This window comes from Streptomyces sp. NPDC031340, assembly GCF_055569945.1.
On the sequence record NZ_JBVIIE010000011.1, the window covers coordinates 155463 to 179005 of the forward strand.

Consider the following 23543-nt stretch of genomic DNA (forward strand, 5'->3'; position numbering starts at 1 on the left):
CCGGTATCCCCCGTATGCCGTACAAACCGTAACCAGGTCACTCCATTGGCCGTTCCTGGGCAGGACCCCCCGCGCCGAGCCAACTTGGATGTGCCTTGCCCAGGTTCAGTGTCATCGTCCCCGCGTACGAGGTTCAGGCGTATCTGCACGCATGCCTGGAATCGGTGCTGACCCAGTCGTACTCCGATCTCGAGGTGATCGCGGTGGACGACCGCTCGCCGGACGCCTGCGGCGAGATCATCGACGAGTTCGCGCGGCGCGACCCGCGCGTGCGCCCCGTGCACCTGGCCGAGAACGGGGGCCTCGGCCCCGCCCGCAACGCCGGTCTGGCGCGGGCGGCCGGCGACTACGTGGTGTTCCTGGACGGCGACGACACCCTCGCCCCGGACGCGCTGCGGGCGATCGCCGACCGGCTGGCGGAGACCGGCGACCCGGATGTGCTGGTCTACGACTACGCGCGCACCTTCTGGACGGGCGAGACGGTCCGCAACCAGGCCGCCGCCCAGCTCACCGAGCAGGGCCCGGCGCCCTTCCGGCTGGCGGACCGGCCGGGCCTGCTGCGCCTGCTGATGGTGGCCTGGAACAAGGCGTACAAGCGGGAGTTCGTCGAGCGCGAGGGGCTCGCCTTCCCACCCGGCTACTACGAGGACACCCCGTGGACGTTCCCGGCGCTGATGGCGGCCGGGTCGCTCGCCACCCTGGACCGGGTGTGCGTCCACTACCGGCAGCGCCGCCGGGGCAACATCCTCACCACCACCAGCCGCCGGCACTTCGACGTCTTCGAGCAGTACGACCGCGTCTTCGCCTACGTCGAGCACCACCCCGAACTGGCCCGCTGGCGGCCGGTGTTGTTCCGCCGCATGGTCGACCATCTGATCGTGGTGTTCTCCCGGCGCGACCGGCTGCCGCGCGAGGCCCGCGCCGAGTTCCTGCGCAAGGCCCGCGCGTACTACCGCCGTTACCGGGTTCCCGTCGGCCCCGGCGGCCCCGGCAGCCCCGGCAGCCCCGGCGGCCGCGTTCCGCTGCGGCACGCCCTGGTCCGCTGGGGCCTGCACCGCACGTACCGCGCCCTGCGGCTGGCGTCGGCGGCGCACCGCAGGACCGGCAAGCTCGCCGCGCGCCTGCTCAGGGCGGTGCGAGCGGCCGGCCTCCGGCTGCACTACCGCTTCCAGCGGTGCCTGCCCCTGCGCGCCGACCGCGCCGTCTTCTCCACCTCCGCCGGCCGCGGCCACGGCTGCGACCCGGAGGCGCTGGAGGAGGCGTTCCGCGCCCTGGCTCCGCACATCCGCACGACCTGGGTCGCCCGCCCCGGACACCGGCACCCCGTCCCCGGGGCCGCCCCGCGGGTCAGCCCGGACACGGCCGGGTACTTCACGGCGCTCGCCCGCTCCAAGTACCTCGTCGACGGCGCCGACCTCGACCGGCACCTGGTCAAACGCCCCGGTCAGATCGTGGTGCAGGCCCGGCACGGCACCCCGCTCAGGCACCGGGGCCTCGACCTCCAGGAGCGCCCGGCCGCCGCCCGCGACACCGACTTCGCCGCCCTGCTGCGCGGCGTCGACACCTGGGACTACCTGCTGTCCGCCAACCGCCACTCCACCCTGACCTTCGAACGCGTCTTCCCGGGCGCCTACACCACGCTGGAGTACGGCGCCCCGCGCAACGACGTCTTCCAGCGCGCGACCCCGGCGGACGTGGCGCGGCTGCGCGAGCTGTTCGGCGTCCCCGCGGACGCGGTGGCGGTCCTGTACGCGCCCACCTGCCGCGACCACCGGCGCACCCAGCGACCGGCCCTGGACGTGGAGCGCGTCGCGCGCCGGCTCGGGCCGCGGTTCGTGGTCCTGCTGCGCGCCCACCCCGGGCACACCGGCCCGCTGCCGCGGGGCGCGCGGATCATCGACGTCACCGGGCACCCGAGCGTCGAGGACGTCTGCCTCGCCTCGGACGCCCTGGTCACCGACTACTCGTCGATCATGTTCGACTACGCTGGGCTGGACCGGCCGATCGTGATCCACGCCGCGGACTGGGAGGCGTTCGAGGCGTCCAGCGGCGCCTACTTCGACCTGCGTGACACCCCGCCGGGCCCGGTCGTCCGCGGCGAGGACGAGCTGATCGAGGTCTTCGCGGCCGGACGCTGGCACGACGCCCGCTCGGCGCGGCTGCGCGCGGAGTTCCGGGAGCGCTTCTGCCCGTACGACGACGGGCGCGCCGCCGAACGCGTGGTCCGGCACGTGGTGCTGGGTGAGCGCGGGGCGGACCTGCCGCCGGTCGTGCCGCTCGCCGAGCGCCGCCCGGTGCCGTCGGCGGCGGCCCCCGCGCGCGTCCCGCAGACCACGGTGCCGCAACCGGCCGGCCCGCTGACCGTCACCGACAGCCACTGAACGCCGTTGTCACTCCGGGAAGTTCGCATGCCCTCCAGTCCGTCGCGGCCCACCCCGAGCAGGCCGTACAGCCGGCGTCCCGCCGGGCGTCCGGGGCGAGGCCGCGCCGCCTGAGGCGCCCGAGCCCGTGCAGAACATCGACAGGAAGATCAGAATGCCCCGCTTCAGCATCATCGTCCCGTCCCACGGTGTGGCGGGCCGGCTGTCCCAGGCGCTGGACTCGGTCCTCGCGCAGTCCTTCGGCGACGTCGAGCTGATCCCGGTCTGCGACGCCCCCGGCTCGCCCGCGGCGGACGTCGCCGCCCGGTACGCCGAGCGGGACCCCCGGGTGGTCCCGGTGCACTCGCCCCCGTCGGCCGGCCTGGCCGGGGCGCGCAACACCGGGATGCGGGCGGCGACCGGCGCGTACGTGCTGTTCCTCGACGGCGACGACACCTTCGTGCCGGGCGCGCTGACGGCGCTCGACGCCCGCCTGGCCGACACCGGCGACGTCGACGTGCTGTACTTCGAGCACGAGCGGGCCCCCTGGTGGGAGGGCGAGCCGACCAACCCGGCCGCGCCGCTGTGGCCGCGGACGGTCCCGGACGGCGCCTTCGCTCCCGGCCAGGTGCCGCGGCTGACCGGGGTGCAGCTGCCGGCGTGGAGCGCCGCCCACCGCCGCGCCTTCCTCCTGGAGCACGAACTGCTCTTCCCCGGCGGCCACTTCACCGACGTCGGTTTCGGCGGGCTGGTCGCGCTGCACGCCGAGCGGGCCGCAGTGCTGCGCCGGGTCGTGGTACGGCACCTGGTGCGGCGGCAGGGCAGCCGGACGTCCCTGCCGGGCGAGCACCACTTCGAACTGCTCGACCAGGCCGACCTGGTGCTCACCCGCGCCGCCGAACTGGGGCTTCCCGCCGAGCGGTCGGGGCCGCTGTTCGCGCAGCTCTTCGCCGTGATCCTGAAGACCGCCGCGCATCCCCGGCGGCTGCCGGCCAGGCGCCGGGCCTTCTTCCGGCGGGCGAGCAGGCTCTACCGGCGCCACCGCCCGGCCGGTTTCCGCCCGCCGGGCGGCAGCGTCGGCGTGCAGCACCGACTGCTGGCGGCCGGGGCGTACACGGCCTTCCGCACCCTGCGCTCCGTCAACCGGGCGGCGGCCGGGGCGCGGGAGCGCCTGCCACGCCCGAAGGGGCTGCGCACCCGGCTGCGCTACGCGCGCGCCCTGCGCCGCCCGCTGGATCCCCACCTCGCGGTGTACTGCGCCTACTGGGGCCGCGGTTACGCCTGCAGCCCGGCGGCGATCCACGCCAAGGCGCGCCAACTGGCCCCGCACATCCGCGGGGTGTGGGTGGTGGAGCCGGACCAGGCGCACACCATGCCGGCGGACGTCGAGTACGCGGTGATCGGCAGCCGCCGCTACTGGGACGTGCTGGCCCGCGCCACCTACCTGGTCAACAACGCCAACTTCGCGGACGCCGTCGTCAAACGGCCCGGCAGCGTGCACGTGCAGACCCAGCACGGCACCCCGCTGAAGAAGATGGGCGTCGACCAGGTGGCGTACCCCGTGGTCGCGGCGGCGACCGGCAGCTTCGCCAGGCTGCTGGCCCGCGTGGACCGCTGGGACTACAACCTCACCTCCAACCGCCACTCCACCGAGATGTGGGAGCGGGCCTTCCCCGGCGCGCACGAGACCCTGGAGTACGGCTATCCGCGCAACGACGTCTACCTGACGGCGACGGCGGACGACGTGGCGCGGGTGCGCCGGGAGCTGGGCGTGCCGGAGGGCAGCACGGCCGTCCTGTACGCGCCCACCCACCGCGACTACCGCACCGGCTTCGAGACCGGCCTGGACCTGGAGGCGTTCTGCGAGGCGGCCGGCGAGAACGTCGTCGTGCTGCTGCGCGCCCACTACTTCTACGACCGCGGCGGCAGTCCGGACACCGGCCGGGGCGGCAGGGAAGGCCGCATCAGCCGCATCATCGACGTGTCCTCGCACCGCTCCTCCGAGGACGTGTGCCTGGCCGCCGACGCGCTGATCACCGACTACTCGTCGATCATGTTCGACTACGCCAACCTGGACCGGCCGATCGTGGTGTACGCGGACGACTGGGACGTCTACCGGGAGACCCGCGGCGTCTACTTCGACCTGATGGAGACCCCGCCGGGCGCGGTGGCCCGTACGCCCGACGAGCTGGCGCGGGTCTTCGCCGACGGTTCCTGGGCGGGGCCGGAGGCCGCCGCGGCGCGGGCCGCCTTCCGGGAGCGGTTCTGCCAGTTCGACGACGGGCGCGCCGCCGAACGGGTCGTGCGCCGGGTGCTGCTCGGCGAGCCGCCCGAGTCGATCCCGCCCGTTCTCCCGCTCGCGGAGCGCGTCCCGGCCCCGGCCGCCTCCCCCCTCGTAAGGAGCTGACGTCAGCCGTGCCCCGCTTCAGCATCATCGTCCCCGTCTACAAGGTGCAGGGCTACCTGCGCGAGTGCCTCGACTCGGTGCTCGGGCAGTCGTACGGCGACTTCGAGGTGGTCGCCGTCGACGACCGCTCGCCCGACGGCTGCGGCGCGATCCTCGACGAGTACGCCGCGCGCGACCCTCGGGTGCGGGTGCTGCACCTGCCGGAGAACGTCGGTCTCGGCCGGGCCCGCAACGCCGGCCTGGAGCGGGCGGGCGGCGACTACGTCCTCTTCCTCGACAGCGACGACGCCTACACGCCGGGCCTGCTGGCCGCCGTCGCCGGCCGGCTGGAGTCGGCCGGCGACCCCGACATCCTGGTCTTCGACCACGTCCGCACGCACTGGTGGGGGCGCGGCGGGCGCAGCGACTCCGCCGCCCTGCTCCAGGCTGCGGGCCCGGACACCTTCAGCCTGCGCGACAGCCCCGAGTACGTGCACCTGTTCCTGGTGGCCTGGAACAAGGCCTACCGGCGCGCGTTCTTCCAGGGGCACGGGCTGCGGTACGCGCCCGGCCTCTACGAGGACGCGCCGGTCACCTACCGGTCGATGGTCCTCGCGGAGCGCATCGCCTGCCTGAACCGGATCGGCGTCGAGTACCGGCAGCGCCGGCAGGGGGCGATCACCAAGACGCCGGGGCGCCGCCACTTCGACATCTTCGCCCAGTACGAGGGCCTGTTCGCGTTCCTGGAGGAGCGCGCGGACCTGGCCTGGGCGTGGCCACTGCTGTTCGAGCGGGCGCTGGACCACATGCTGTACGTGCTGGCCCGCGAGGACCGGGTGACGCCCGGTCACCGGGCCGCCTTCCACCGCGAGATCCGTTCCTTCCACCGCCGGCACCTCCCGGCGGGCTTCACCCCGCCGGACGGCCCGCGCGGCACCGAGATGCGGCTGCTGGCGTCCTCGCCCTACCCGGCGTACGCGGCGCTGCGGGGCGTGCGCGGGGCGCGCGCCCTCGCCGGGAAGGCGGCGGGGCGCACGGCGCGGACCGTCTCGGCGCGCTCCCGGCGGGTCCTGTACCGGGCCGGGTCGCGGCTGCCCCTCGATCCGCACCTGGCCGTCTACTCCTCCGACCACCACCGGGGGGTGTCCGGCGACCCGGCGGCGATCCACGCCAAGGCCCGCGAGCTGGCCCCGCACATCCGCGGGGTGTGGGTGGTGCGGGAGGACGCGGTGGAGACGCTGCCGCCGGGCATCGAGTACGTGACGCCGGGCTCGGCTCGCTACCACGCGGTCATGGCGCGGGCCACCTACTGGGTGAACAACGTCAACTGGCCGGGCAGCCTGGTCAAGCGGCCCGGCAGCGTCCACGTCCACACCCACCAGGGCACTCCGCTGAAGTTCATGGGCGCCGACCTGCTGGACAAGCCCGGCGCCCGGCACGGTTTCAGCGTGCCGCAGATGCTGCGCCGCGCCGACCGCTGGGACTACAGCCTGGTCGCCAACCGCCACTCCGAGCTGGCGTGGGAGCGGGCCTACCCCTGTCACTTCACCTCGCTGCGCACCGGCAGCCCGCGCAACGACGTCCTGGTCTCCCCCGATCCGGAACGCGGCCGTGCGGTCCGCGCGCGGCTCGGCATCCCCGACGGCGACACGGTCGTGCTGTACGCGCCGACCCGGCGGGAGTACCGGCGCGGCGGCCATGTGGACCGGATCGACCTGGCCCGGTTCGCCGCCGATCTGGGCCCCGGCCACACCCTGGTGGTGCGGCTGCACCCCTCGCTCGCCGCGGGCATCGCGCGCGGCCTGGGCCTGGCCGACCTGCACCGGCGGGGGGTGGTGGTGGACGCGACGGACGAGCCGCACGTCGAGGACGTGATGCTCGCCTCCGACGTGCTGGTCACCGACTACTCCGCGCTGATGTTCGACTACGCCAACCTGGACCGGCCGATCGTGGTGCACGCCGACGACTGGGGCGCGTACACGGCGAGCCGGGGCGTCTACTTCGATGTCACGGCCGAGCCGCCGGGCCATGTGTCGCGCTCCTACCGGGAGCTGGCGTGGCTGCTGGCGTCGGGCGGCTGGCGGGACGAGGAGTCGGCGAAGCTGCGGGCGGCGTTCCGGGAGCGGTTCTGCGAGTTCGACGACGGCCGGGCCGCCGAGCGGGTGGTGCGGACGCTGATGCTGGGCGAGCCGATGCCCGGCGCGGAGCCGTCCCCCGTCGTCCCCGCCCCCGCCCCCGCCCCAGCCACCGGAGGCGACCGGGAGGTCCCGACACACCGTCTCACCCGTTGAGGTGACGGACGGCCACGGTGTCGCTTCCGGCGGGAAACATACGGCCCATGCCCAAGACCTTCGCCCGGCCGGCCGCCCTGTGAGCGCCGGCGTCCTCGTCCGGCGGACCCTGCGCGGCGCGACGGCGCTGCCCGTCGGCCGGCTCCGGCGGCCGAGCCCGTACCAGGTCTTCGGCGGCCTGTTCTGGCTGGTGATGACGCTGGCGTTCTGGCGGATCCCGCTGTGCTGCGACGCCGGCCAGCACGCGGCGGTCGTCGAGCGGCTGCGGGCCGACCTGCTGCACCCCGCCCACTCGATGGCGGACCTGCCGGGCACGGGCAGCCCGTACTACGGCCCGTACGCCGTCGCGCAGGGCGTGTTCGCCCGGCTGACGGGGCTGTCCGGGTGGGCGGTCCTGCGGCTCGCGGGTCCGCTGCACCTGGCGGTGCTGCTGACCGGGGTCGGCCGTTTCGTGCGGGTGCTCACGCCCCGCCCGTGGGCTCCGGTGCTGGCGCTGCCCGCGATGACGCTGCTGTGGGGCACCGAGCGGATCCTGTGGAGCGGCTATCTGGGCCTGATGTCGATGACGACGAACATCAGCTATCCGTCGGCGTTCGCGATCGGGCTGACGTTCTGGGCGTGGGCGCTGACCGGCCGGCGCGCCTGCGAGCGGGGGGCGCCGGTCCGCTACGTCGGTCCGAGCGGCCTCGGCGGCTGGTGGGGCTACGCCGGGATCGGCGCCCTGTACGGCCTGATCCTGCTGATCCATCCGGTCACGGCCGTCTCCGCGGCGACCGGCGCGGTGGCGGTCGTGGCGGCGCGGCAGCGCGACTGGCGGGCGCCGGTCGCGGCCCGGTGGGCGCTGGCGGCCGCGTCGGCGCTGGCTCTCGCGCTGGTGTGGCCGTACTACGACGTGCTGTCGCTGAGCGGCGACACGGGCATGGACGGGATGCACCGGCGGCTGTACGAGCACCTGGCGGGCAACTCGTGGCTGGCGCTGATCGGGGCGCCCGCGCTGTGGTGGCGGGCCCGGCACTCGGCGCGTGATCCGCTGGTGCTGATGTTCGCGCTGGGGTGCCTGGTGCTGGCGTACGGCTGGGTGAGCGGGCACTACACGTACGCGCGGGCGTTGTGGGCGGCGCTGGTGCCGCTGCAGTTCGCGCTCGCGGTGGAACTGGCGGCGCCCCGGCCGTGGGGGACGGCGCGGAAGGTGCTGGGGGCGACGGCGGCGGTGTGGGCGTGCGTGGGGTTCTTCACCGTGCACGCCGGCGCGGTGGTGCCGCGCGCGCTGGACCCCGTGGGGTTCGAGCAGCCGCCACGCTGGCCGACGTACGGCTGGGCGGCGCGGTACATCGGGCGCGGCGAGGTGGTGCTCACCGACGACTACACCGCCTCGCACCTCATCGCCGGGTACGGCCCGAACCTCGCCGCGCCGATCTGGCCGGACCCCGCGCTGGACGAGCGGGAGCGCGGACGCCGCAGTGCCGACGTCCGCGCCTACTTCGCCCCCGACGCGACCCCCGCCCGGCGGGCCGCCCTGGTCCGCCGCTACCACGTGCGCTGGCTGCTGCTGACGCGCGGCCGGCCGGTGCCCGCGGAGGCGGTGGTGGTGGCGCGGAGCCGGCGGACCGGGGAGGTGCTGGCACGGGTCGGGGCGGGGAGGTGAGGGCCCGCCCCCTCCGGCGTCAGCCGATCACCTCGCGGCCGTCAGCCGATCGTCACTCGATGACGAGGTCGACGTCGATGTTGCCGCGGGTGGCGTTGGAGTACGGGCAGACCTGGTGGGCCTGCTCGACCAGCTTGCGGCCGGTCTCCTCGTCCAGGCCGTCGGGCAGTTCGACGCGGAGCGTCACCTTCAGGCCGAAGCCCTCGCCCTGCTTGCCGATGCCGACCTCGGCGGTGACGGCGGCGTCGGTGACGTCGACCTTGGCCTGGCGGCCGACGAGACCGAGGGCGCTGCCGAAACAGGCGGCGTAACCGGCGGCGAACAGCTGCTCGGGGTTGGTGCCCTGACCGTTGCCGCCCATCTCCACCGGGAACGACAGCGGGAGGTCGATCTTGCCGTCGGAGCTGACGGCACGGCCTTCGCGGCCGTGGGTGGCGGTGGCGACGGCGGTGTAGAGCGCGTCCATGGAAGACCATCCCTCTCGAGTCACGTACCGGCGGCCTCGCTGCGGCCGCCTCACGACCACAAGTAGAGCACGCAATTGAATTGTGCGCAACTGAATGGCGAGGAGGGCTATCCTCGGAGCATGGCCACCACTCCCGCCACCGACTGGCTCCGCCTCGACCAGCAGGTCTGCTTCTCCCTGCACGCCGCCTCGCGCGCCTTCAACGGCGTCTACCGCGTGGTGCTCAAGGACCTCGGGCTCACCTACCCGCAGTACCTGGTGATGATGGTGCTGTGGGAGCACGGCGAACTGCCCGTGAAGCGGCTGGGCGAACACCTGCGCCTCGACTCCGGCACCCTGTCCCCGCTGCTCAAGCGTCTGGAGGCGGCCGGCCTCGTCCGGCGCGAGCGCAGCGTCCGCGACGAGCGCTCGGTGGAGGTGCGGCTGACCGACGAGGGGGCCGCGCTGCGCGAGCGCGCGCTGGAGGTGCCGCGCCGGATCGCGGAGTCCACCGGCCTCGACCTCGACGAGATCGGCGACCTGCGCCTCCGCCTGGACCGGCTCACCGCCGCGCTGGACAGGGCCGCGGCGCAGGGGGCGCAGGACGAGCAGGGGGCGCAGGCGGAACGCCGGTAGCGCCGGCGGCGCCCGTGGCGGCGGTGGCGGTGGCGGCGGCGGCGGTTCACATGCCCGGCGTTGCTGTCATGCCTGGCGTGGGCGTCGTGCCCGGCGTGGCTGTCATGCCTGGCGTGGCGCCCGGCGTGGCTGTCATGTCCGGGGTGGCTCCCGGCGTGGCTGTCGTGCCCGGCGTGGGCGTCATGCCCGGCGTGGCTGTCGTGTCCGGCGTGGCTGTCGGCGTGTCCGGCGTGGCTGTGGTGGCGGGGCGGCGCACGTAGAGGCGGAGGGTGATGCGGCCGCTGACGTACTGGTCCTGGGGCTCGAACTGCTCGCCGACCAGCGCGAGCTTGGCGCGCTCGGTCGGGTCGCCCGGGTCGGCGGGCGTCTGCAGCAGACGCGACTCGGCGAGCACCCAGACGCGGTCCGCCGAGGCGAGGCGTTGGCGCAGTTGCTCGGGCGTGGTCTCGCGTCCGCTCAGCGTCCCGGACCTGGGCCCGGACTCCAGCAGGGCGATGTCGCGGGCCCCGCGGAAACCCTGCGGGTATGCCAGCGCCGTCAGCCGCCAGACCGACGGCACGAACAGCACCGGGTCGCCGGGGCGGATCTCACGGGCGGCGAGGGCGGCGACGGCGGCGAGATTCTCGGGACGCTGTGCGGCGGACCGGTCGTGCCGGTACAGGGGCAGGTGGTACATGAAGACGACGGCGACCGCGACGACCCCGGCCAGGGCGCCCCGCGACCGCGCGGCCCCGCGCGGCGCGGGCGGGCGCGGCGCGGGCGGGCGCGGCGCGGGCGGGCGCGGCTGCGCGGACGACGACGGCGCGCCCGTACCCGGTAGCGCGGACGACGGTCGCGCGGACGACGGTCGCGTGGGCGATGGCGACGCGCCTGTACCCGACGTCGGGCCCGGGCCCGGAGGCGGGGACGACGGCTGCGCCGTCCCGCGCACCGGGCGCGGCGGGTACGCCGGAGGCGGCGGCGGGTACGACGCGTGCCCCCGAGGCGGCGGGTACGGCGCGTGCACCGGACGCGGCGGGTACGGCGTGTGCACCGGAGGCGGCGAGTACGACGCCTGCGCCGGGCGCGGATGAGGCGGTCGTGGGCGCTCCATGGCCCGCGCGCACCGGTCCGCGCCGGCGGCCGTCAGCAGCGACGCGCCCGCGAGCGCGTAGAGCACGTACCGCTCGTGGTACAGCGGCCGCACCTGGGAGAGGACCATCAGGACGCCCGGCGGCACCAACAGCAACGGACCCGCGACCGCTCCCGTCCTGCCCGCGCCCAGCCCCGCCGCCATCAGCAGCACCGCAGCCCAGAACGCCAGGCCCTGCGGGGCGACGGCGAAGTCCCGCACCAGCCGCCCGGCCTGTTCCCACCCCGGCACCACCAGCCACGCCACCTGTGCCGACTGCCGCCGCGACGCCCAGACCAGCGGTAACAGAACCAGCCCCGCCGCGCCGGCCGCGCGCCCCCAGCCGGCCCACACCCGCCCCGGCACCCGCAACAGCGCCAGCGTCACGGCGTGCGCGCACAGGGCCAGCACGGCCAACTCGTGCAGCAGACAGGTCACGGCGACGACGATTCCGTACGGCCACCACCGCGGCGGCCGCTCCTCCAGCGCCCGCACCAGCAGCAGCGTCGCCGCGGCCACGCCCGCAGCGACGAGCGCGTACGAGCGTCCCTCCTGCGCGTAGTGGCCGGCCATCGGGGTGGCCGCGTACAGCAGACCGGCCCACAGCCCGACCCGCGGGCGGGCCAGCCGGACGCCGAGGGCCGCGACCAGACCGGCCGTCGCGGCCGCCGCGCACACGGACGGCAGACGCAGCACGACCTCGTCGGGACGGACGGCCAGGACGGCGTGCATGAACAGGTAGTACAGGCCGTGCACCGCGTCCATGCCGTGCAGGAACCGCCAGATCTGCGGCAGCGAGCGCTGCCCGACCAGGAAGGTGACGCCCTCGTCGCCCCACATGCCGCCGCGGTCCAGGCCCCACAGACCGATGACGAGCATCACGGCCGTGGGCACCGCCACCGCCACGACGTCCGGCCGCACCCACCACCGGCCCGTCGCCCGCTCCGTGCCCTCGCCGCCCTTGCTGCCCACGCCGTCCATGCCGTCCTCGCTGTCCACGCAGCCGATTGTGTGCCGTGGGCGGGCGGTCAACGGAGATTGACGGTCCGATGGCACCCGTACGCCGGAAAGTCCGCGTGGCCCGCTCCGCCGTGCGGCCCGCTCCACCGGGTGCCTGCTTCACTGATACGCGGCACACGAGGGCAGGAACGAGGGGACGGCCGCACATGACCTGGCTGATCACCGGCGGCGCCGGTTACATCGGGGCGCACGTCGTACGGGCGATGACCGAGGCGGGCGGCGGCGCCGTGGTCTACGACGACCTGTCGACGGGCGACGCCGCGCGGGTGCCGGAGGGCGTGCCGCTGGTCGTGGGCTCCACCCTGGACGCCGAGCGCGTGGCGCGCGCGCTCGCCGACCACACGGTGACCGGCGTCGTCCACCTCGCGGCGAAGAAGCAGGTGGGCGAGTCGGTGGCGCGGCCCCTGCACTACTACCGGGAGAACGTCGAGGGCCTGCGTGTCCTGCTGGAGGCGGTCACGGCGGCCGGTGTCCCCTCCTTCGTCTTCTCGTCCTCCGCCGCGGTCTACGGCATGCCGGACGTGGAGCTGGTCACCGAGGACACGCCCTGCGCGCCCCTGTCGCCGTACGGCGAGACCAAGCTGGCCGGGGAGTGGCTGGTGCGGGCGACGGGCCGGGCGACCGGCCTGTCCACCGCCTGCCTGCGCTACTTCAACGTGGCGGGCGCGGCCACCCCGCACCTGGCGGACACCGGCGTCCACAACCTGATCCCGATGGTGTTCGAGAAGCTCACGCAGAACGCGCCGCCGCACATCTTCGGCGACGACTATCCGACCCCCGACGGCACCTGCGTCCGCGACTACATCCACGTGGTGGACGTGGCCGAGGCCCACGTGGCCGCCGCCCGCGCCCTGGCGGCGTCGCCGGGCCGCGACCTCACCCTCAACATCGGCCGCGGCGAGGGCGTCTCCGTGCGCGAGATGATCGACCGCATCAACGCCGTCACCGGCCACGACCGCCCCCCGACGGTCACCGCGCGACGCCCCGGCGACCCGGCCCGCGTCGTCGCCTCCGCCGCCCGCGCCGCCACCGAACTGGCCTGGAAGGCCAGGCACGACGTCCAGGACATGATCACCTCGGCCTGGGCAGGCTGGCTGCGCCTGCACCCGGAGGCGGCGCGGGGCTAGGGACGACCCCTCATCGCAGGCCGTCCCTCACAGGGCCTTGAGCGCCTGCGCGGTGGCTCGGGCCAGGGCGTCCAGGTATCCCTTCGGCAACTTGGGGCCGCGGATCACCACGGAGCGCCAGTAGAGGGGGCCCGAGATCAGGTCGAGCGCCAGGTCCTCGTCGAAGCCCGGGCCGATCTCGCCCCGCCGCTGCGCCGCCAGGACGATCTTGCTGGCGACGCCCTCCTGCCCCTCGCGCAGCGCCTTCTGCATCGCCTCGGCGATGTCGGGGTTGCGGGCCGCCTCCGCCTGGAGATCGGGGATGATCTGCGAGGCCACGGGGTGGCGCAGGGCGCGGGAGGTGAACTCGTACAGCAGGCGCAGGTCGCCCTCCAGGGTGCCGGTGTCGGGCACCGGCAGACCCTGCACCGCGAGCGCCGATACCACGTCGAGCACCAGGTGCAGTTTGGAGCGCCAGCGGCGGTACACGGCCGTCTTGCCGACGCCCGCGCGGCGCGCGATCCCCTCGATGGACATCCGCGCGTAGCCGACGGCCGCGAGCTCCTCGAAGACGGCCGCCCGGATGGCTTCCGTCACGTCCTCCCGGAGCACGGCCGCTCCGGCGGGGGCCCGGCGGCGCGTCCCCGTCCGGGGTTCGTCGGCGTTCGTCGTCATGCGACCAGCATAGGGCGTTGCGACGATACGGTCCCGTCCCCACGCAATACGTCACGACGAAACGGGCCCGTCCCGACGCCGCACGTCACGACGAAACGGTTGCGTCCCGACGCCAACTCGGCCTACGCTCACGTTGCGACGATACGGTCCCGTCCCGACGTAAGAAAACGTGAAGAGAAGCGTAAGGAAACGCCGGGTGGCGGGACACGGCGTCCGCGGCACCACCGCACGGCACCCCCGGCGCAACCCCCCTCCCCCCGAGCGAAAGCAGCGGATGTGAGCCAGGTCCTCCACACACCGCCCCCGACGTCGGCCTCCGCCGACGGCGACCTCGCGGCCCTCGCCGCCCGCCACGGCCTCTCGGTCAGCGGCGCCCGCCCCTCGCTGCCCGACTACGTCCGCCGGCTGTGGGCCCGGCGCCACTTCATCGCCGCCTTCTCGACCGCCAAGCTCACCTCCCAGTACAGCCAGGCGAAGCTGGGCCAGGTCTGGCAGGTGATGACCCCGCTGCTGAACGCGGCGGTCTACTACTTCATCTTCGGCATCCTGCTGGGCACCAAGCGGGGCGTGCCGGACTACATCCCGTTCCTGGTGACGGGCGTGTTCGTCTGGACGTTCACGCAGAGCTCGATCCTTTCGGGCACCCGCGCGATCTCCGGCAACCTCGGCCTCGTCCGCGCGCTGCACTTCCCGAGGGCCGCGCTGCCGATCTCCTTCTGCCTCCAGCAGCTCCAGCAACTGCTGTTCTCGATGTGCGCCCTGGTCGTCATCCTGCTGTTCTTCGGCGTGCCGGTCGCCGCCTCCTGGCTGCTCGCGGTCCCGGCGCTGCTGCTGCAGTTCACGTTCAACGCCGGCATGGCGATGATCATGGCCCGGATGGGGGCGAAGACGCCGGACATCGCGCAGCTGATGCCGTTCGTGCTGCGCACCTGGATGTACGTCTCGGGCGTCATGTGGAGCATCGACAAGCTGACCAGCCGCGACCACCTGCCGCACGCGGTGACCGTCGCGCTGCAGGCCAACCCGGCCGCCGTCTACATCGACCTGATGCGCTTCGCGCTGATCGACAGCTTCCACTCGAGCCAGCTGCCGCCGCACGTGTGGCTGATCGCGCTGGGCTGGGCCCTGCTCGCCGGGGTCGGCGGCTTCATCTACTTCTGGAAGGCTGAGGAGACCTACGGCCGTGGCTGAGCACACCAACGAGACGGTCCCCACCGTCGTCGCCGACGGCGTCGACATCGTCTACCGCGTCAACGGCACCGGCGCCGGACGCGGCTCCGCGACCGCCGCCCTCAACCGCATGCTGCGCCGCAAGCAGGCCGAGAAGGCGTCGGGCGTGCGCAAGGTGCACGCGGTCAAGAACGTGTCCTTCGTCGCCTACCGGGGCGAGGCGATCGGCCTGATCGGCACCAACGGCTCCGGCAAGTCGACCCTCCTCAAGGCCGTCGCCGGGCTGCTCCCCGTGGAGAACGGCCGCATCTTCACCGACGGCCAGCCCTCCCTGCTCGGCGTCAACGCGGCGCTGATGAACGACCTGACCGGCGAGCGCAACGTCTTCCTCGGCGGTCTCGCCATGGGCATGTCCCGCGAGCAGGTCAAGGAGCGCTACCAGGAGATCGTCGACTTCTCCGGCATCAACGACAAGGGCGACTTCATCACCCTGCCGATGCGCACCTACTCCTCCGGCATGGCGGCCCGGCTGCGTTTCTCCATCGCCGCCGCCAAGGACCACGACGTGCTGCTCATCGACGAGGCGCTGGCCACCGGCGACGCGGCCTTCCGCAAGCGTTCCGAGGCGCGGATCCGCGCGCTGCGCGAGCAGGCGGGCACGGTCTTCCTCGTCAGCCACAACAACAAGTCCATCCGCGACACCTGCGACCGCGTGCTGTGGCTGGAGCGCGGCGAGCTGCGCATGGACGGCCCGACCGAGGACGTCCTGAAGGAGTACGAGGCCTTCACCGGCGACAAGAGCGACAAGGCGGCGGCGAAGAAGGCCAAGCCCAAGCCGAAGGCACCGCAGACGACCGTGCCGGCCTGACCTCCCCCAGGCCCGGCCTCCCCCAGGCAAAAGCGCCCCGGACCACTGCGGTCCGGGGCGCTCTGGCTTCGCCGCCTACGAGTGCGTGCGCAGCAGCGTCCGCATCGTGCGCATCGCCACCGACAGGTTGGCCAGGTCGAACGTCTCCGAGCTGCGGATCTCCTCCAGCGTGGTGCGCGCCCGCCCCAGGATCGCCGCGTTCTTCTCCTCCCAGGCCACGAAGCGCTGCTCGGGAGTCGAGGTTCCGTTGCCGACGGCGAGCACGTCCGCGGTCAGGGCCGCGTGGGCCGCGTACAGGTCCTCGCGGATGGACGCACGGGCCATGGACTGCCAGCGATCGGCGCGCGGGAGCTCGATGATGCGGTCCATCAGCCGGGTGATGTGCAGACGGTCGGCGAGGTCGTAGTACACGTCGGCGACGTCCAGCGGCTCCTTGCCCATGCGGTCGGCCACCGAGACGATGTCCAGCGCCGGGAAGGCGGAGGAGAACCCGGCCACGCGGGTGGCCGCTTCGTCCGGGACGCCGGCGCCGGTCAGCTCGTCGTAGATCTGCTGCCACCAGTCCAGGTCCACGCCGCGCAGCAGCTTCGGCAGCTGCTGCCACACCTGCTCGACGCGCTCGGCGAAGAAGTCCACCGTCTCGGCGAGCTGCAGCGGCTGCGGCCGGTTGTTCAGCAGCCAGCGCGTGCCGCGCTCGACCAGACGGCGCGAGTGCAGGCGGATACGGGTCTGGACGCCCGCCTCGACCCGGTTGTCCAGGGACTCCACCGCGTCCCACACCGGCGCCGAGCGGAAGATCGCGCGGGCCACGGTCTGCGCCCGGACGATCTCCTCCAGGGAGGCGCCGGTCTCCTCGCGCAGCCGGTGCAGATACGTCGTACCGCCCGTGTTGACCGTGTCGTTGACCAGCACGGTGGTGGTGATCTCGCGGCGCAGCGGGTGACCGTCGATGCGGTCGGTGAACTGCTCGCGCAGCGCGGTCGGGAAGTAGGCGTGCAGCAGGCCGCGCAGGTACGGGTCGTCCGGCAGCGAGGTGTGCAGCAGCTCCTCCGCGACCGTGATCTTCGTGTACGCCAGCAGGACGGCGGTCTCCGGGCCGGTCAGGCCCTGACCGGAGCCGAGGCGCTCGCGGATCTGCCGGTCGGTCGGCAGGAACTCCAGCGCCCGGTCGAGGTGGCCCTCGCGCACCAGGTGCCGCATGAAGCGCTGCTGCGCGTGGAGCATGTCCTTGGACTGGGCGAGCGCGTTGGCGATGGCCGTGTTCTGCGCGTAGTTGTTGCGCAGCACCAGGCCGCCGACCTCGTCGGTCATCTCGGCGAGCAGCTTGTTGCGCTGCTTGACGGTCATGTCGCCGTCCGTGACCAGGCCGTTGAGCAGGATCTTGATGTTCACCTCGTGGTCGGAGGTGTCCACGCCCGCGCTGTTGTCGATGGCGTCGGTGTTGATCTTGCCGCCGTGCAGGGCGAACTCGATCCGGCCGAGCTGGGTCAGGCCCAGGTTGCCGCCCTCGCCGACGACCTTGACCTGGAGGTCGGCGCCGTCCACCCGGATCGCGTCGTTGGCCTTGTCGCCGACGTCGGCGTGCGTCTCGGTGGACGCCTTGACGTACGTGCCGATGCCGCCGTTCCACAGCAGGTCCACCGGCGCCTGGAGGATGGCCTTCATCAGGTCGGCCGGGGTCATCTTGGTGACCTTGCCCTCGATGCCGAGGGCCTCGCGGATGTGGCCGCCGATCGGGATGGCCTTGGCGGTGCGCGGGAACACGCCGCCGCCGGCGGAGATGAGCGCGGTGTCGTAGTCGGCCCAGCTGGAGCGCGGGAGCTCGAAGAGGCGGCGGCGTTCGGCGTAGGAGACGGCCGCGTCCGGCTCGGGGTCGATGAAGATGTGCCGGTGGTCGAAGGCGGCCACCAGGCGGATGTGCTCGCTCAGCAGCATGCCGTTGCCGAAAACGTCGCCGGACATGTCGCCGATGCCGACGACCGTGAAGTCCTCGGTCTGTGTGTCGACGCCGAGTTCGCGGAAGTGCCGCTTGACCGACTCCCAGGCGCCGCGGGCCGTGATGCCCATGCCCTTGTGGTCGTAGCCCGCGGAGCCGCCGGAGGCGAAGGCGTCGCCGAGCCAGAAGTTGTACGACTGGGCGACCTCGTTGGCGATGTCGGAGAACGTCGCGGTGCCCTTGTCGGCGGCGACCACCAGGTAGGTGTCGTCCTCGTCGTGCCGGACGACGTCCTGCGGCGGAACCACCTCTCCGGCGACCATGTTGTCGGTGATGTCGAGCAGCGCCGAGATGAAGGTCTTGTAGCTGGCGATGCCCTCGGCCAGCCACGCGTCCCGGTCGACGCCCGGGTCGGGCAGCTGCTTGGCGACGAAGCCGCCCTTGGCGCCGACCGGCACGATGACGGTGTTCTTCACCATCTGCGCCTTGACCAGGCCGAGGATCTCGGTGCGGAAGTCCTCACGCCGGTCGGACCAGCGCAGACCGCCTCGGGCGACCTTGCCGAAGCGCAGGTGCACGCCCTCGACGCGTGGCGAGTACACCCAGATCTCGAACGCCGGGCGGGGGGCCGGCAGATCGGGGATCGCCTGCGGGTCGAACTTCATGGAGACGTAGTCGTGCGGCTTGCCGCCGGTCGCCCGCTGGAAGAAGTTCGTCCTGAGGGTCGCCTTGATGACGGTCAGGAAGGACCGCAGGATGCGGTCCTCGTCCAGGCTGGCGACCTGGTCGAGGGCGGCGTCGACCTCCTCGAGGAGGGCGTCGACGATCTCGAGCCCGGCGCGCTGCCGGTCCGGCGACATCCGCGCCTCGAACAGGGAGACCAGCAGCCGGGTGGTGTGGACGTTGTTGCGGAGGGTGTCCTCCATGTAGTCCTGGCTGAAGGTGGAACCGGCCTGCCGCAGGTACTTCGCGTACGCCCGCAGCACCATCGCCTGCCGCCAGGTCAGGCCGGCGCTCAGCACGAGGGCGTTGAAGCCGTCGTTCTCCGCCCGGCCGGTCCAGGCGGCGGCGAAGGCCTCCTGGAAGCGCCCGCGGGCGTCGTCGCCGGCGTAGTCGCCGCCGCCGACCTGCGCCTTGGGCATGCGCAGGCCGAAGTCGTAGATCCACGCGACACTGCGGTCGGAGCAGCGCAGTTCGTACGGCCGCTCGTCGATCACCTCGACGCCGAGCTGGCTGAGCACCGGGAGCACCGCGGACAGCGAGATGGCGCCGCCCTTGCGGTAGATCTTGAACCGGCGCTCGTCGGGGGCGGCGCCCACCGGCTCGTAGAGGCTGAGCGCGAAGTCCTTGCCGCCCTTGTCGTGGGAGTCGCTGAGCTGCTCGATGTTGACCAGGTCGGCGACCGCGGCGCGCGGGGTGTGGTCGGCCTTGTAGCCCTCGGGGAAGGCGTTGTGGTAGCGGCGCAGCAGCTCGGCCGCCCGCTCCTCGCCCAGCTCGGCGGTGAGCGCTTCGGCGAAGCCGTCGGCCCAGGAGCGGGCGGCCTCGACCAGGCGGACCTCGATGCGCTCCCGGTCGGCGTCGGACAGCTCCGGCAGCTCGGTGCCCTGCGGCACGCGGACGACGAAGTGCAGCCGGGACAGGATCGACTCGGTGTTCCAGGCGGTGAAGTCGACGCTGACGCCGCCCAGCTCCTCCTTGAGGATGTCGATGATCCGCAGGCGCACGCCGGTGGTGTAGCGGTCGCGCGGGAGGTAGACGAGGGCGGAGTAGTAGCGGCCGTACTCGTCCTGGCGCAGGTACAGGCGCAGCCGTCGGCGCTCCTGCAGGTACAGGACGGAGGTGACGATGGCCTGCAGTTCGTCGGCCGGCGTCTGGAAGAGCTCGTCGCGCGGGTACGTCTCCAGGATCTGCAGCAGGTCGCGGCCGTCGTGGCTGTGGGGCGAGAAGCCGGCGCGCTGCAGGACGTCCTCGACCTTGCGGCGGATGACCGGGACCCGGCGCACCGACTCGGTGTACGCGGCGGAGGAGAACAGCCCCAGGAAGCGGCGCTCGCCGACCACGTTGCCGTCCGCGTCGAACTTCTTGACGCCGATGTAGTCCAGGTACGACGGCCGGTGCACGGTGGCACGGCTGTTGGCCTTGGTCAGCACGAGGAGCTTGTGCTCGCGGGCCTTGGCGCGCGCGTCGGCGGGCAGCCGCTCGAAGGACGGGCTGACCGGGTGTTCGTCGTCGCCGGAGTGGTGCGGGTCGGAGCGCAGTATGCCGAGTCCGGTGCCGGGCACGGCGGCCAGCGAGTCGTCGTCGCGCAGTTGGTACTCGCGGTAGCCGAGGAAGGTGAAGTGGTCGGCGGCCAGCCAGCGCAGCAGCTCACGGGCCTCCTCGACCTGCGATGCGGGCAGGTCGCCGGGGACCGGCTCGTCGGGCATCTCCTCGGCGATGCGGATCGCGGAGTCCCGCATCTTCTCCCAGTCCTCGACGGCCTCGCGGACGTCGGACAGCACCCGCAGCAGGTCGGAGGTGATCTGCTTGAGGTCGGAGCGGTCGGTCTCGCGGTCGATCTCGACGTGGATCCAGGACTCGGTGTGCGCGTCGTGCGGCAGGGGCTCCTTCGGCGGCGTGCTGAGCACCTCGATGAGCTTGCCGGTGACGTCGCGGCGGACCACGAACTGCGGGTGGATCACCGCGTGGATGCCGCGGTTCTGCCGGGTGAGCTCGTTGGTGACGGAGTCGACGAGGAAGGGCATGTCGTCGGTGACCACCTCGACGACGGAGTGGCTGCAGGTCCAGCCGTTCTCCTCGACTGTCGGGGTGTGGACCCGCACGCTGGCCGTGCCCTGGGGGCGGTTCTCGGCCAGCCGGTAGTGCGAGAAGGCGGCTCCGAAGACGTCCACCGGGTCGCGGTCGGCGAGGTCCTCCGGGGCGGTGTGCAGGTAGTAGCGCTGGAGGAACGCGAGCACGGTCTCACTGTCCGGGGTGCCCGGCGTGCCCTGTTCCGTCGTCCCGGTCGGTAGGTGCCCCCCGACCGGGCTGTTCTCAGCTACCCGAGCGGCCCTCTCGAGCAGCTCGGCCTTGGCTTCGTCCAGCTTGGTCTGCATTGTCCTCTGGCTCCTGTCGCGCGCCGTTGCGTGACGTAGAAGGAAGTACGGTCTCTTCCCCGGTGACGTGACGCCGCGACGCGGGGTGTCCGGTCTGCTCCGACGCTATGCCGCAAGGTGAGATGAGCGGGGGGATATGAGTCAATGTTGAGGTTCCCGACGGGTGTGACGCTGCTCTCTGCCGCGTCGTCTCCCGGGGTGTGCGCGGCGCCCTGGGGACTGTCGCACCCCCGTCCCGCCCGCGCGGACCAGCGGAGGCCGCCCGGCCACGGATGTCGTCCGTGGGCGCCGGGCTCAGGGCAGGGGCGACGCTGCCCCCGCGAGCTATCGCGCTGATCACGCCACCAGGCTATCGCTCATCACAGGGGGGTCGTCATGAGCCGTATGTGTACAAAACCAGGGGTGGAAGTTTGACGTTCTGCACAGGGCGAAGGCGGCCGAGACGGCGTAATCGGCGCAATCGTGCGTGCCCCCTTGGCAATCGGGCCCGTGCGGGGCAGGTTGCCGCCATGACAGCCAAAATCCTGATCGTCACCGGTGACGCGGCGGAGTCCCTGGAAGTCCTGTACCCCTACCAGCGGCTGCGCGAGGAGGGCTACGAGGTCCACATCGCGGCCCCGACCCGCAAGAAGCTGCGGTTCGTCGTCCACGACTTCGAGCCCGGCTTCGACACCTACACCGAGAAGCCGGGCTACACCTGGCCCGCCGACCTCGCCTTCGCCGACGTCGAGCCCGGCCAGTACGCGGCCCTGGTCATCCCGGGCGGGCGGGCCCCGGAGTACCTGCGCAACGATCCCGAGCTGCGCAAGATCCTCAAGTCGTTCTTCGACGCGGACAAGCCCGTCGCACAGATCTGCCACGGCCCCCTGCTGACGGCGGCGGTGGACGGCCTGCGGGGCCGGCGCGTCACGGCGTACCCCGCGCTGGAGCCGGACATGCAGGCCGCCGGTGCCTCCTTCCAGGACGCCGAGGCGGTCGTCGACGGCACGCTGGTCTCCTCGCGCGCCTGGCCGGACCACTCCGCCTGGATGCGGGAGTTCCTCACGGTCCTGCGCGCGAAGGCACCGGTGACCTGATCCCACCGCCGCACGCGCGTACGTGCGTGCGGCATACGTGCGCCGGGCGCGAGTGGTCGTAGCGACACGTCCGCCGTCGGCGCGCGCCGGGCGCGGGGTGCCCGGAACGGCGCACCCGCCGTCGGCGCGCGGTGGGTCCGACGCGCGGGCACGCACGCCGGGGCGCCGGGGCGCCGGGTATCGGAGACGACGCGTCCGACCAGGCGGCCTCCGTCCCGGAGCAGACCGACGGCGGTGCGCGCCAAGGACCCCGACCCGGCCGGCACAACAGGTCGGCCAGGGGCAGCAGGCCGGCCGGGCACCGCAGGCCCGCCAGGGACAGCAGGTTCGCCGGACGCGGCAGGCCCGCCAGGCGCGGCGCGCCCGCCGGACGAGGTGTTCCTTCCGCGCCGACACGCGCGCCGCAGCGTGGCGTGGCGTGCACCGCAGCCGCGGCGTGCTTACGCCGCCAGCCGCGCCGCCTCCGCGACCGCCTCGGCCAGCGTGTCGACCACCGGTGCGCCCGCCGCCTCGAGACTGGCCCGGCCGTGCGAGCCGCCGGTGTAGAGCACAGCCTGCGCTCCCACGTGCCGCGCGGCCAGCGCGTCGTCGGCGGCGTCCCCGATCACCACCGTGCGAGCGGGGTCCACACCGGTGAGGGAGGCGAGGTGGCGCACCATGTGCTCGGCCTTGCTGCCCCCGGACGGACCGGTCCGCCCGTCCACCCGTACGAAGTGCGCCTCTATCCCGAACCCCCGTACCAGCGGGACGAGTTCGTCGTGCACGTACATGCTCAGCAGGGACTGGCTGCGGCCCGCCGACCGCCACCCGGTGAGCAGGTCCACCACGCCCTCGGTGAGCCCGCACCGCACCCGGTGCTCGGCGTAGTACCGGTGGAAGACCTCGTCCATGACCTCCCACTCGGCGTCCGTCGGCAGCCGCCCCATCAGCCGCTCGTAGAACTTCGGCACCGGCACGCAGTACAGCTCGCGGTACTGCTCGATCGTGATCGGCTCGAGCCCCAGCTCGGCGAACGCCGCGTTCGTCGCGCCGATGATCGCGTCGTTGTCGTGGAACAGCGTGCCGTTCCAGTCCCAGACGATGTGCGCCCCAGTCTGCTTCCCCATGCCAAAAAGCTACCCGCCGCCGCTGACAATCACGGACACGAGCTCAGCCGAGGCCGACCAGGTTGGGGATCTCCTGCGTGGCGTACCACAGCAGCTCGTGGTCCTCGGCCCCGTCCACCACGAACTGGGCGTCGTCGTCCCCGTCGTCCGCCGCCGGCAACGCCCCGGCCGCGGCGGTCACGTCCGCCTCCGCGTCGTCGGCGTCGACGTGCACCGACGCCGCCTTCGCCAGCGGAACGGCCCGGGCGACCCGCACCTCGCCGAGCGCCGCCGGGTCGAGCCCCCGGTCGGGGTCGGCGGAGGCGGTGCCGTCGGGCACGTCGACGGCCACCACGACCCGGCGCCGCGGCGCCGCCGGGTCGGCCGCGAGCAGGCGCAGCGAGGCGAGCGCGGCCCGGTTCAGCGCGGCGTACTCCAGCTCCTCGATGTCGTCGGAGAGGTACCACTCGCGCAGCGCCGGCGTGACGGCGTAGGCGGCGAGGGGCGCGGTCCCCAGCTCGCCCGTCCTGTACGCCTCGGCGAGACCGGGGAGGGTCAGAGGGACGTAGACGCGCATGGGCGGCCGCTTCTTTCGTGGTCGGTGGCTCGGTGCTCCGCTGGAGTCCCCGAGGGCGCAC

General features: G+C 73.3%; 15 protein-coding genes. 9 read left to right on the forward strand and 6 right to left on the reverse strand.

The features are described from left to right. Window positions 1-95 precede the first annotated feature (95 nt). The 4 genes from ACZ5GT_RS11035 (at window position 96) to ACZ5GT_RS11050 (ending at window position 8682) form a co-directional block, all read left to right on the forward strand. The gene (locus ACZ5GT_RS11035; protein WP_469018841.1) at window positions 96-2381 is read left to right on the forward strand and encodes a bifunctional glycosyltransferase/CDP-glycerol:glycerophosphate glycerophosphotransferase; all 2286 of its coding nucleotides are present in this window, start codon (window positions 96-98) and stop codon (window positions 2379-2381) included. A 154-nt stretch (window positions 2382-2535) separates the two neighbouring features. After that, window positions 2536-4767, forward strand: a complete 2232-nt coding sequence (locus ACZ5GT_RS11040; protein ID WP_469018845.1) for a bifunctional glycosyltransferase/CDP-glycerol:glycerophosphate glycerophosphotransferase — start codon at window positions 2536-2538, stop codon at window positions 4765-4767. 8 nt (window positions 4768-4775) lie between these two features. Beyond that, window positions 4776-7037: a bifunctional glycosyltransferase/CDP-glycerol:glycerophosphate glycerophosphotransferase gene (locus tag ACZ5GT_RS11045; protein ID WP_469018848.1), complete on the forward strand. Its 2262-nt coding sequence runs from the start codon at window positions 4776-4778 to the stop codon at window positions 7035-7037. 79 nt (window positions 7038-7116) lie between these two features. Further along, on the forward strand, window positions 7117-8682 hold the full coding sequence (locus ACZ5GT_RS11050) for a hypothetical protein (RefSeq protein WP_469018851.1): 1566 nt from the start codon (window positions 7117-7119) through the stop codon (window positions 8680-8682). A gap of 52 nt (window positions 8683-8734) precedes the next feature. On the opposite strand, the gene ACZ5GT_RS11055 is transcribed toward ACZ5GT_RS11050, so the two are convergent. Further along, window positions 8735-9148: an organic hydroperoxide resistance protein gene (locus ACZ5GT_RS11055; RefSeq protein WP_469018856.1), complete on the reverse strand. Its 414-nt coding sequence runs from the start codon at window positions 9146-9148 to the stop codon at window positions 8735-8737. A gap of 120 nt (window positions 9149-9268) precedes the next feature. On the opposite strand from ACZ5GT_RS11055, the gene ACZ5GT_RS11060 reads away from it, so the two are divergent. After that, window positions 9269-9763 carry a MarR family winged helix-turn-helix transcriptional regulator gene (locus ACZ5GT_RS11060; RefSeq protein WP_469018861.1) on the forward strand — a complete coding sequence of 165 codons (495 nt, stop codon included), beginning with the start codon at window positions 9269-9271 and terminating at the stop codon, window positions 9761-9763. Window positions 9764-9809: 46 nt separating this feature from the next. Here the strand turns inward: ACZ5GT_RS11060 and ACZ5GT_RS11065 are convergent, their stop codons facing one another. Then, window positions 9810-11753, reverse strand: a complete 1944-nt coding sequence (locus tag ACZ5GT_RS11065) for a glycosyltransferase family 39 protein (RefSeq protein ID WP_469019012.1) — start codon at window positions 11751-11753, stop codon at window positions 9810-9812. A gap of 287 nt (window positions 11754-12040) precedes the next feature. On the opposite strand from ACZ5GT_RS11065, the gene galE reads away from it, so the two are divergent. Beyond that, the gene (gene galE, locus ACZ5GT_RS11070) at window positions 12041-13021 is read left to right on the forward strand and encodes a UDP-glucose 4-epimerase GalE (protein WP_469018865.1); all 981 of its coding nucleotides are present in this window, start codon (window positions 12041-12043) and stop codon (window positions 13019-13021) included. Window positions 13022-13048: 27 nt separating this feature from the next. Here the strand turns inward: galE and ACZ5GT_RS11075 are convergent, their stop codons facing one another. Continuing rightward, complete coding sequence (locus ACZ5GT_RS11075; RefSeq protein WP_469018869.1) at window positions 13049-13675, reverse strand: TetR/AcrR family transcriptional regulator; 627 nt, start codon at window positions 13673-13675, stop codon at window positions 13049-13051. A gap of 276 nt (window positions 13676-13951) precedes the next feature. Between ACZ5GT_RS11075 and ACZ5GT_RS11080 the strand changes: the two genes are divergently transcribed. Then, window positions 13952-14866 (forward strand): ABC transporter permease, encoded by a 915-nt coding sequence (locus ACZ5GT_RS11080; RefSeq protein ID WP_469018874.1) that lies wholly within the window; start codon window positions 13952-13954, stop codon window positions 14864-14866. After that, the gene (locus tag ACZ5GT_RS11085) at window positions 14859-15713 is read left to right on the forward strand and encodes an ABC transporter ATP-binding protein (RefSeq protein WP_469018878.1); all 855 of its coding nucleotides are present in this window, start codon (window positions 14859-14861) and stop codon (window positions 15711-15713) included. Before ACZ5GT_RS11080 ends, ACZ5GT_RS11085 begins: the two co-directional genes overlap by 8 nt. Window positions 15714-15788: 75 nt before the next feature. Here ACZ5GT_RS11085 and ACZ5GT_RS11090 read toward each other — a convergent pair whose 3' ends face one another. Continuing rightward, on the reverse strand, window positions 15789-20744 hold the full coding sequence (locus ACZ5GT_RS11090) for an NAD-glutamate dehydrogenase (protein ID WP_469018881.1): 4956 nt from the start codon (window positions 20742-20744) through the stop codon (window positions 15789-15791). A gap of 509 nt (window positions 20745-21253) precedes the next feature. On the opposite strand from ACZ5GT_RS11090, the gene ACZ5GT_RS11095 reads away from it, so the two are divergent. Then, window positions 21254-21820, forward strand: a complete 567-nt coding sequence (locus tag ACZ5GT_RS11095; protein ID WP_324784184.1) for a DJ-1/PfpI family protein — start codon at window positions 21254-21256, stop codon at window positions 21818-21820. Between the two features lie 440 nt (window positions 21821-22260). On the opposite strand, the gene ACZ5GT_RS11100 is transcribed toward ACZ5GT_RS11095, so the two are convergent. Continuing rightward, window positions 22261-22926 (reverse strand): HAD family hydrolase, encoded by a 666-nt coding sequence (locus ACZ5GT_RS11100; protein WP_469018888.1) that lies wholly within the window; start codon window positions 22924-22926, stop codon window positions 22261-22263. 43 nt (window positions 22927-22969) lie between these two features. Continuing rightward, window positions 22970-23482, reverse strand: a complete 513-nt coding sequence (locus ACZ5GT_RS11105) for a DUF6912 family protein (protein WP_469018893.1) — start codon at window positions 23480-23482, stop codon at window positions 22970-22972. Between the last annotated feature and the right edge of the window lie 61 nt (window positions 23483-23543).

What these genes read in the sequence shown, in the direction of transcription:
- ACZ5GT_RS11065 (WP_469019012.1), bottom strand. Translation starts at nt 11,753, where the DNA reads ATGCTCGTCATCGGTCTGTGGGGCCTGGACCGCGGCGGCATGTGGGGC.
- ACZ5GT_RS11095 (WP_324784184.1), top strand. Translation starts at nt 21,254, where the DNA reads ATGACAGCCAAAATCCTGATCGTCACCGGTGACGCGGCGGAGTCCCTG.
- ACZ5GT_RS11040 (WP_469018845.1), top strand. Translation starts at nt 2,536, where the DNA reads ATGCCCCGCTTCAGCATCATCGTCCCGTCCCACGGTGTGGCGGGCCGG.
- ACZ5GT_RS11105 (WP_469018893.1), bottom strand. Translation starts at nt 23,482, where the DNA reads ATGCGCGTCTACGTCCCTCTGACCCTCCCCGGTCTCGCCGAGGCGTAC.
- ACZ5GT_RS11075 (WP_469018869.1), bottom strand. Translation starts at nt 13,675, where the DNA reads ATGACGACGAACGCCGACGAACCCCGGACGGGGACGCGCCGCCGGGCC.
- ACZ5GT_RS11055 (WP_469018856.1), bottom strand. Translation starts at nt 9,148, where the DNA reads ATGGACGCGCTCTACACCGCCGTCGCCACCGCCACCCACGGCCGCGAA.
- ACZ5GT_RS11090 (WP_469018881.1), bottom strand. Translation starts at nt 20,744, where the DNA reads ATGCAGACCAAGCTGGACGAAGCCAAGGCCGAGCTGCTCGAGAGGGCC.
- ACZ5GT_RS11060 (WP_469018861.1), top strand. Translation starts at nt 9,269, where the DNA reads ATGGCCACCACTCCCGCCACCGACTGGCTCCGCCTCGACCAGCAGGTC.
- galE (WP_469018865.1), top strand. Translation starts at nt 12,041, where the DNA reads ATGACCTGGCTGATCACCGGCGGCGCCGGTTACATCGGGGCGCACGTC.
- ACZ5GT_RS11100 (WP_469018888.1), bottom strand. Translation starts at nt 22,926, where the DNA reads ATGGGGAAGCAGACTGGGGCGCACATCGTCTGGGACTGGAACGGCACG.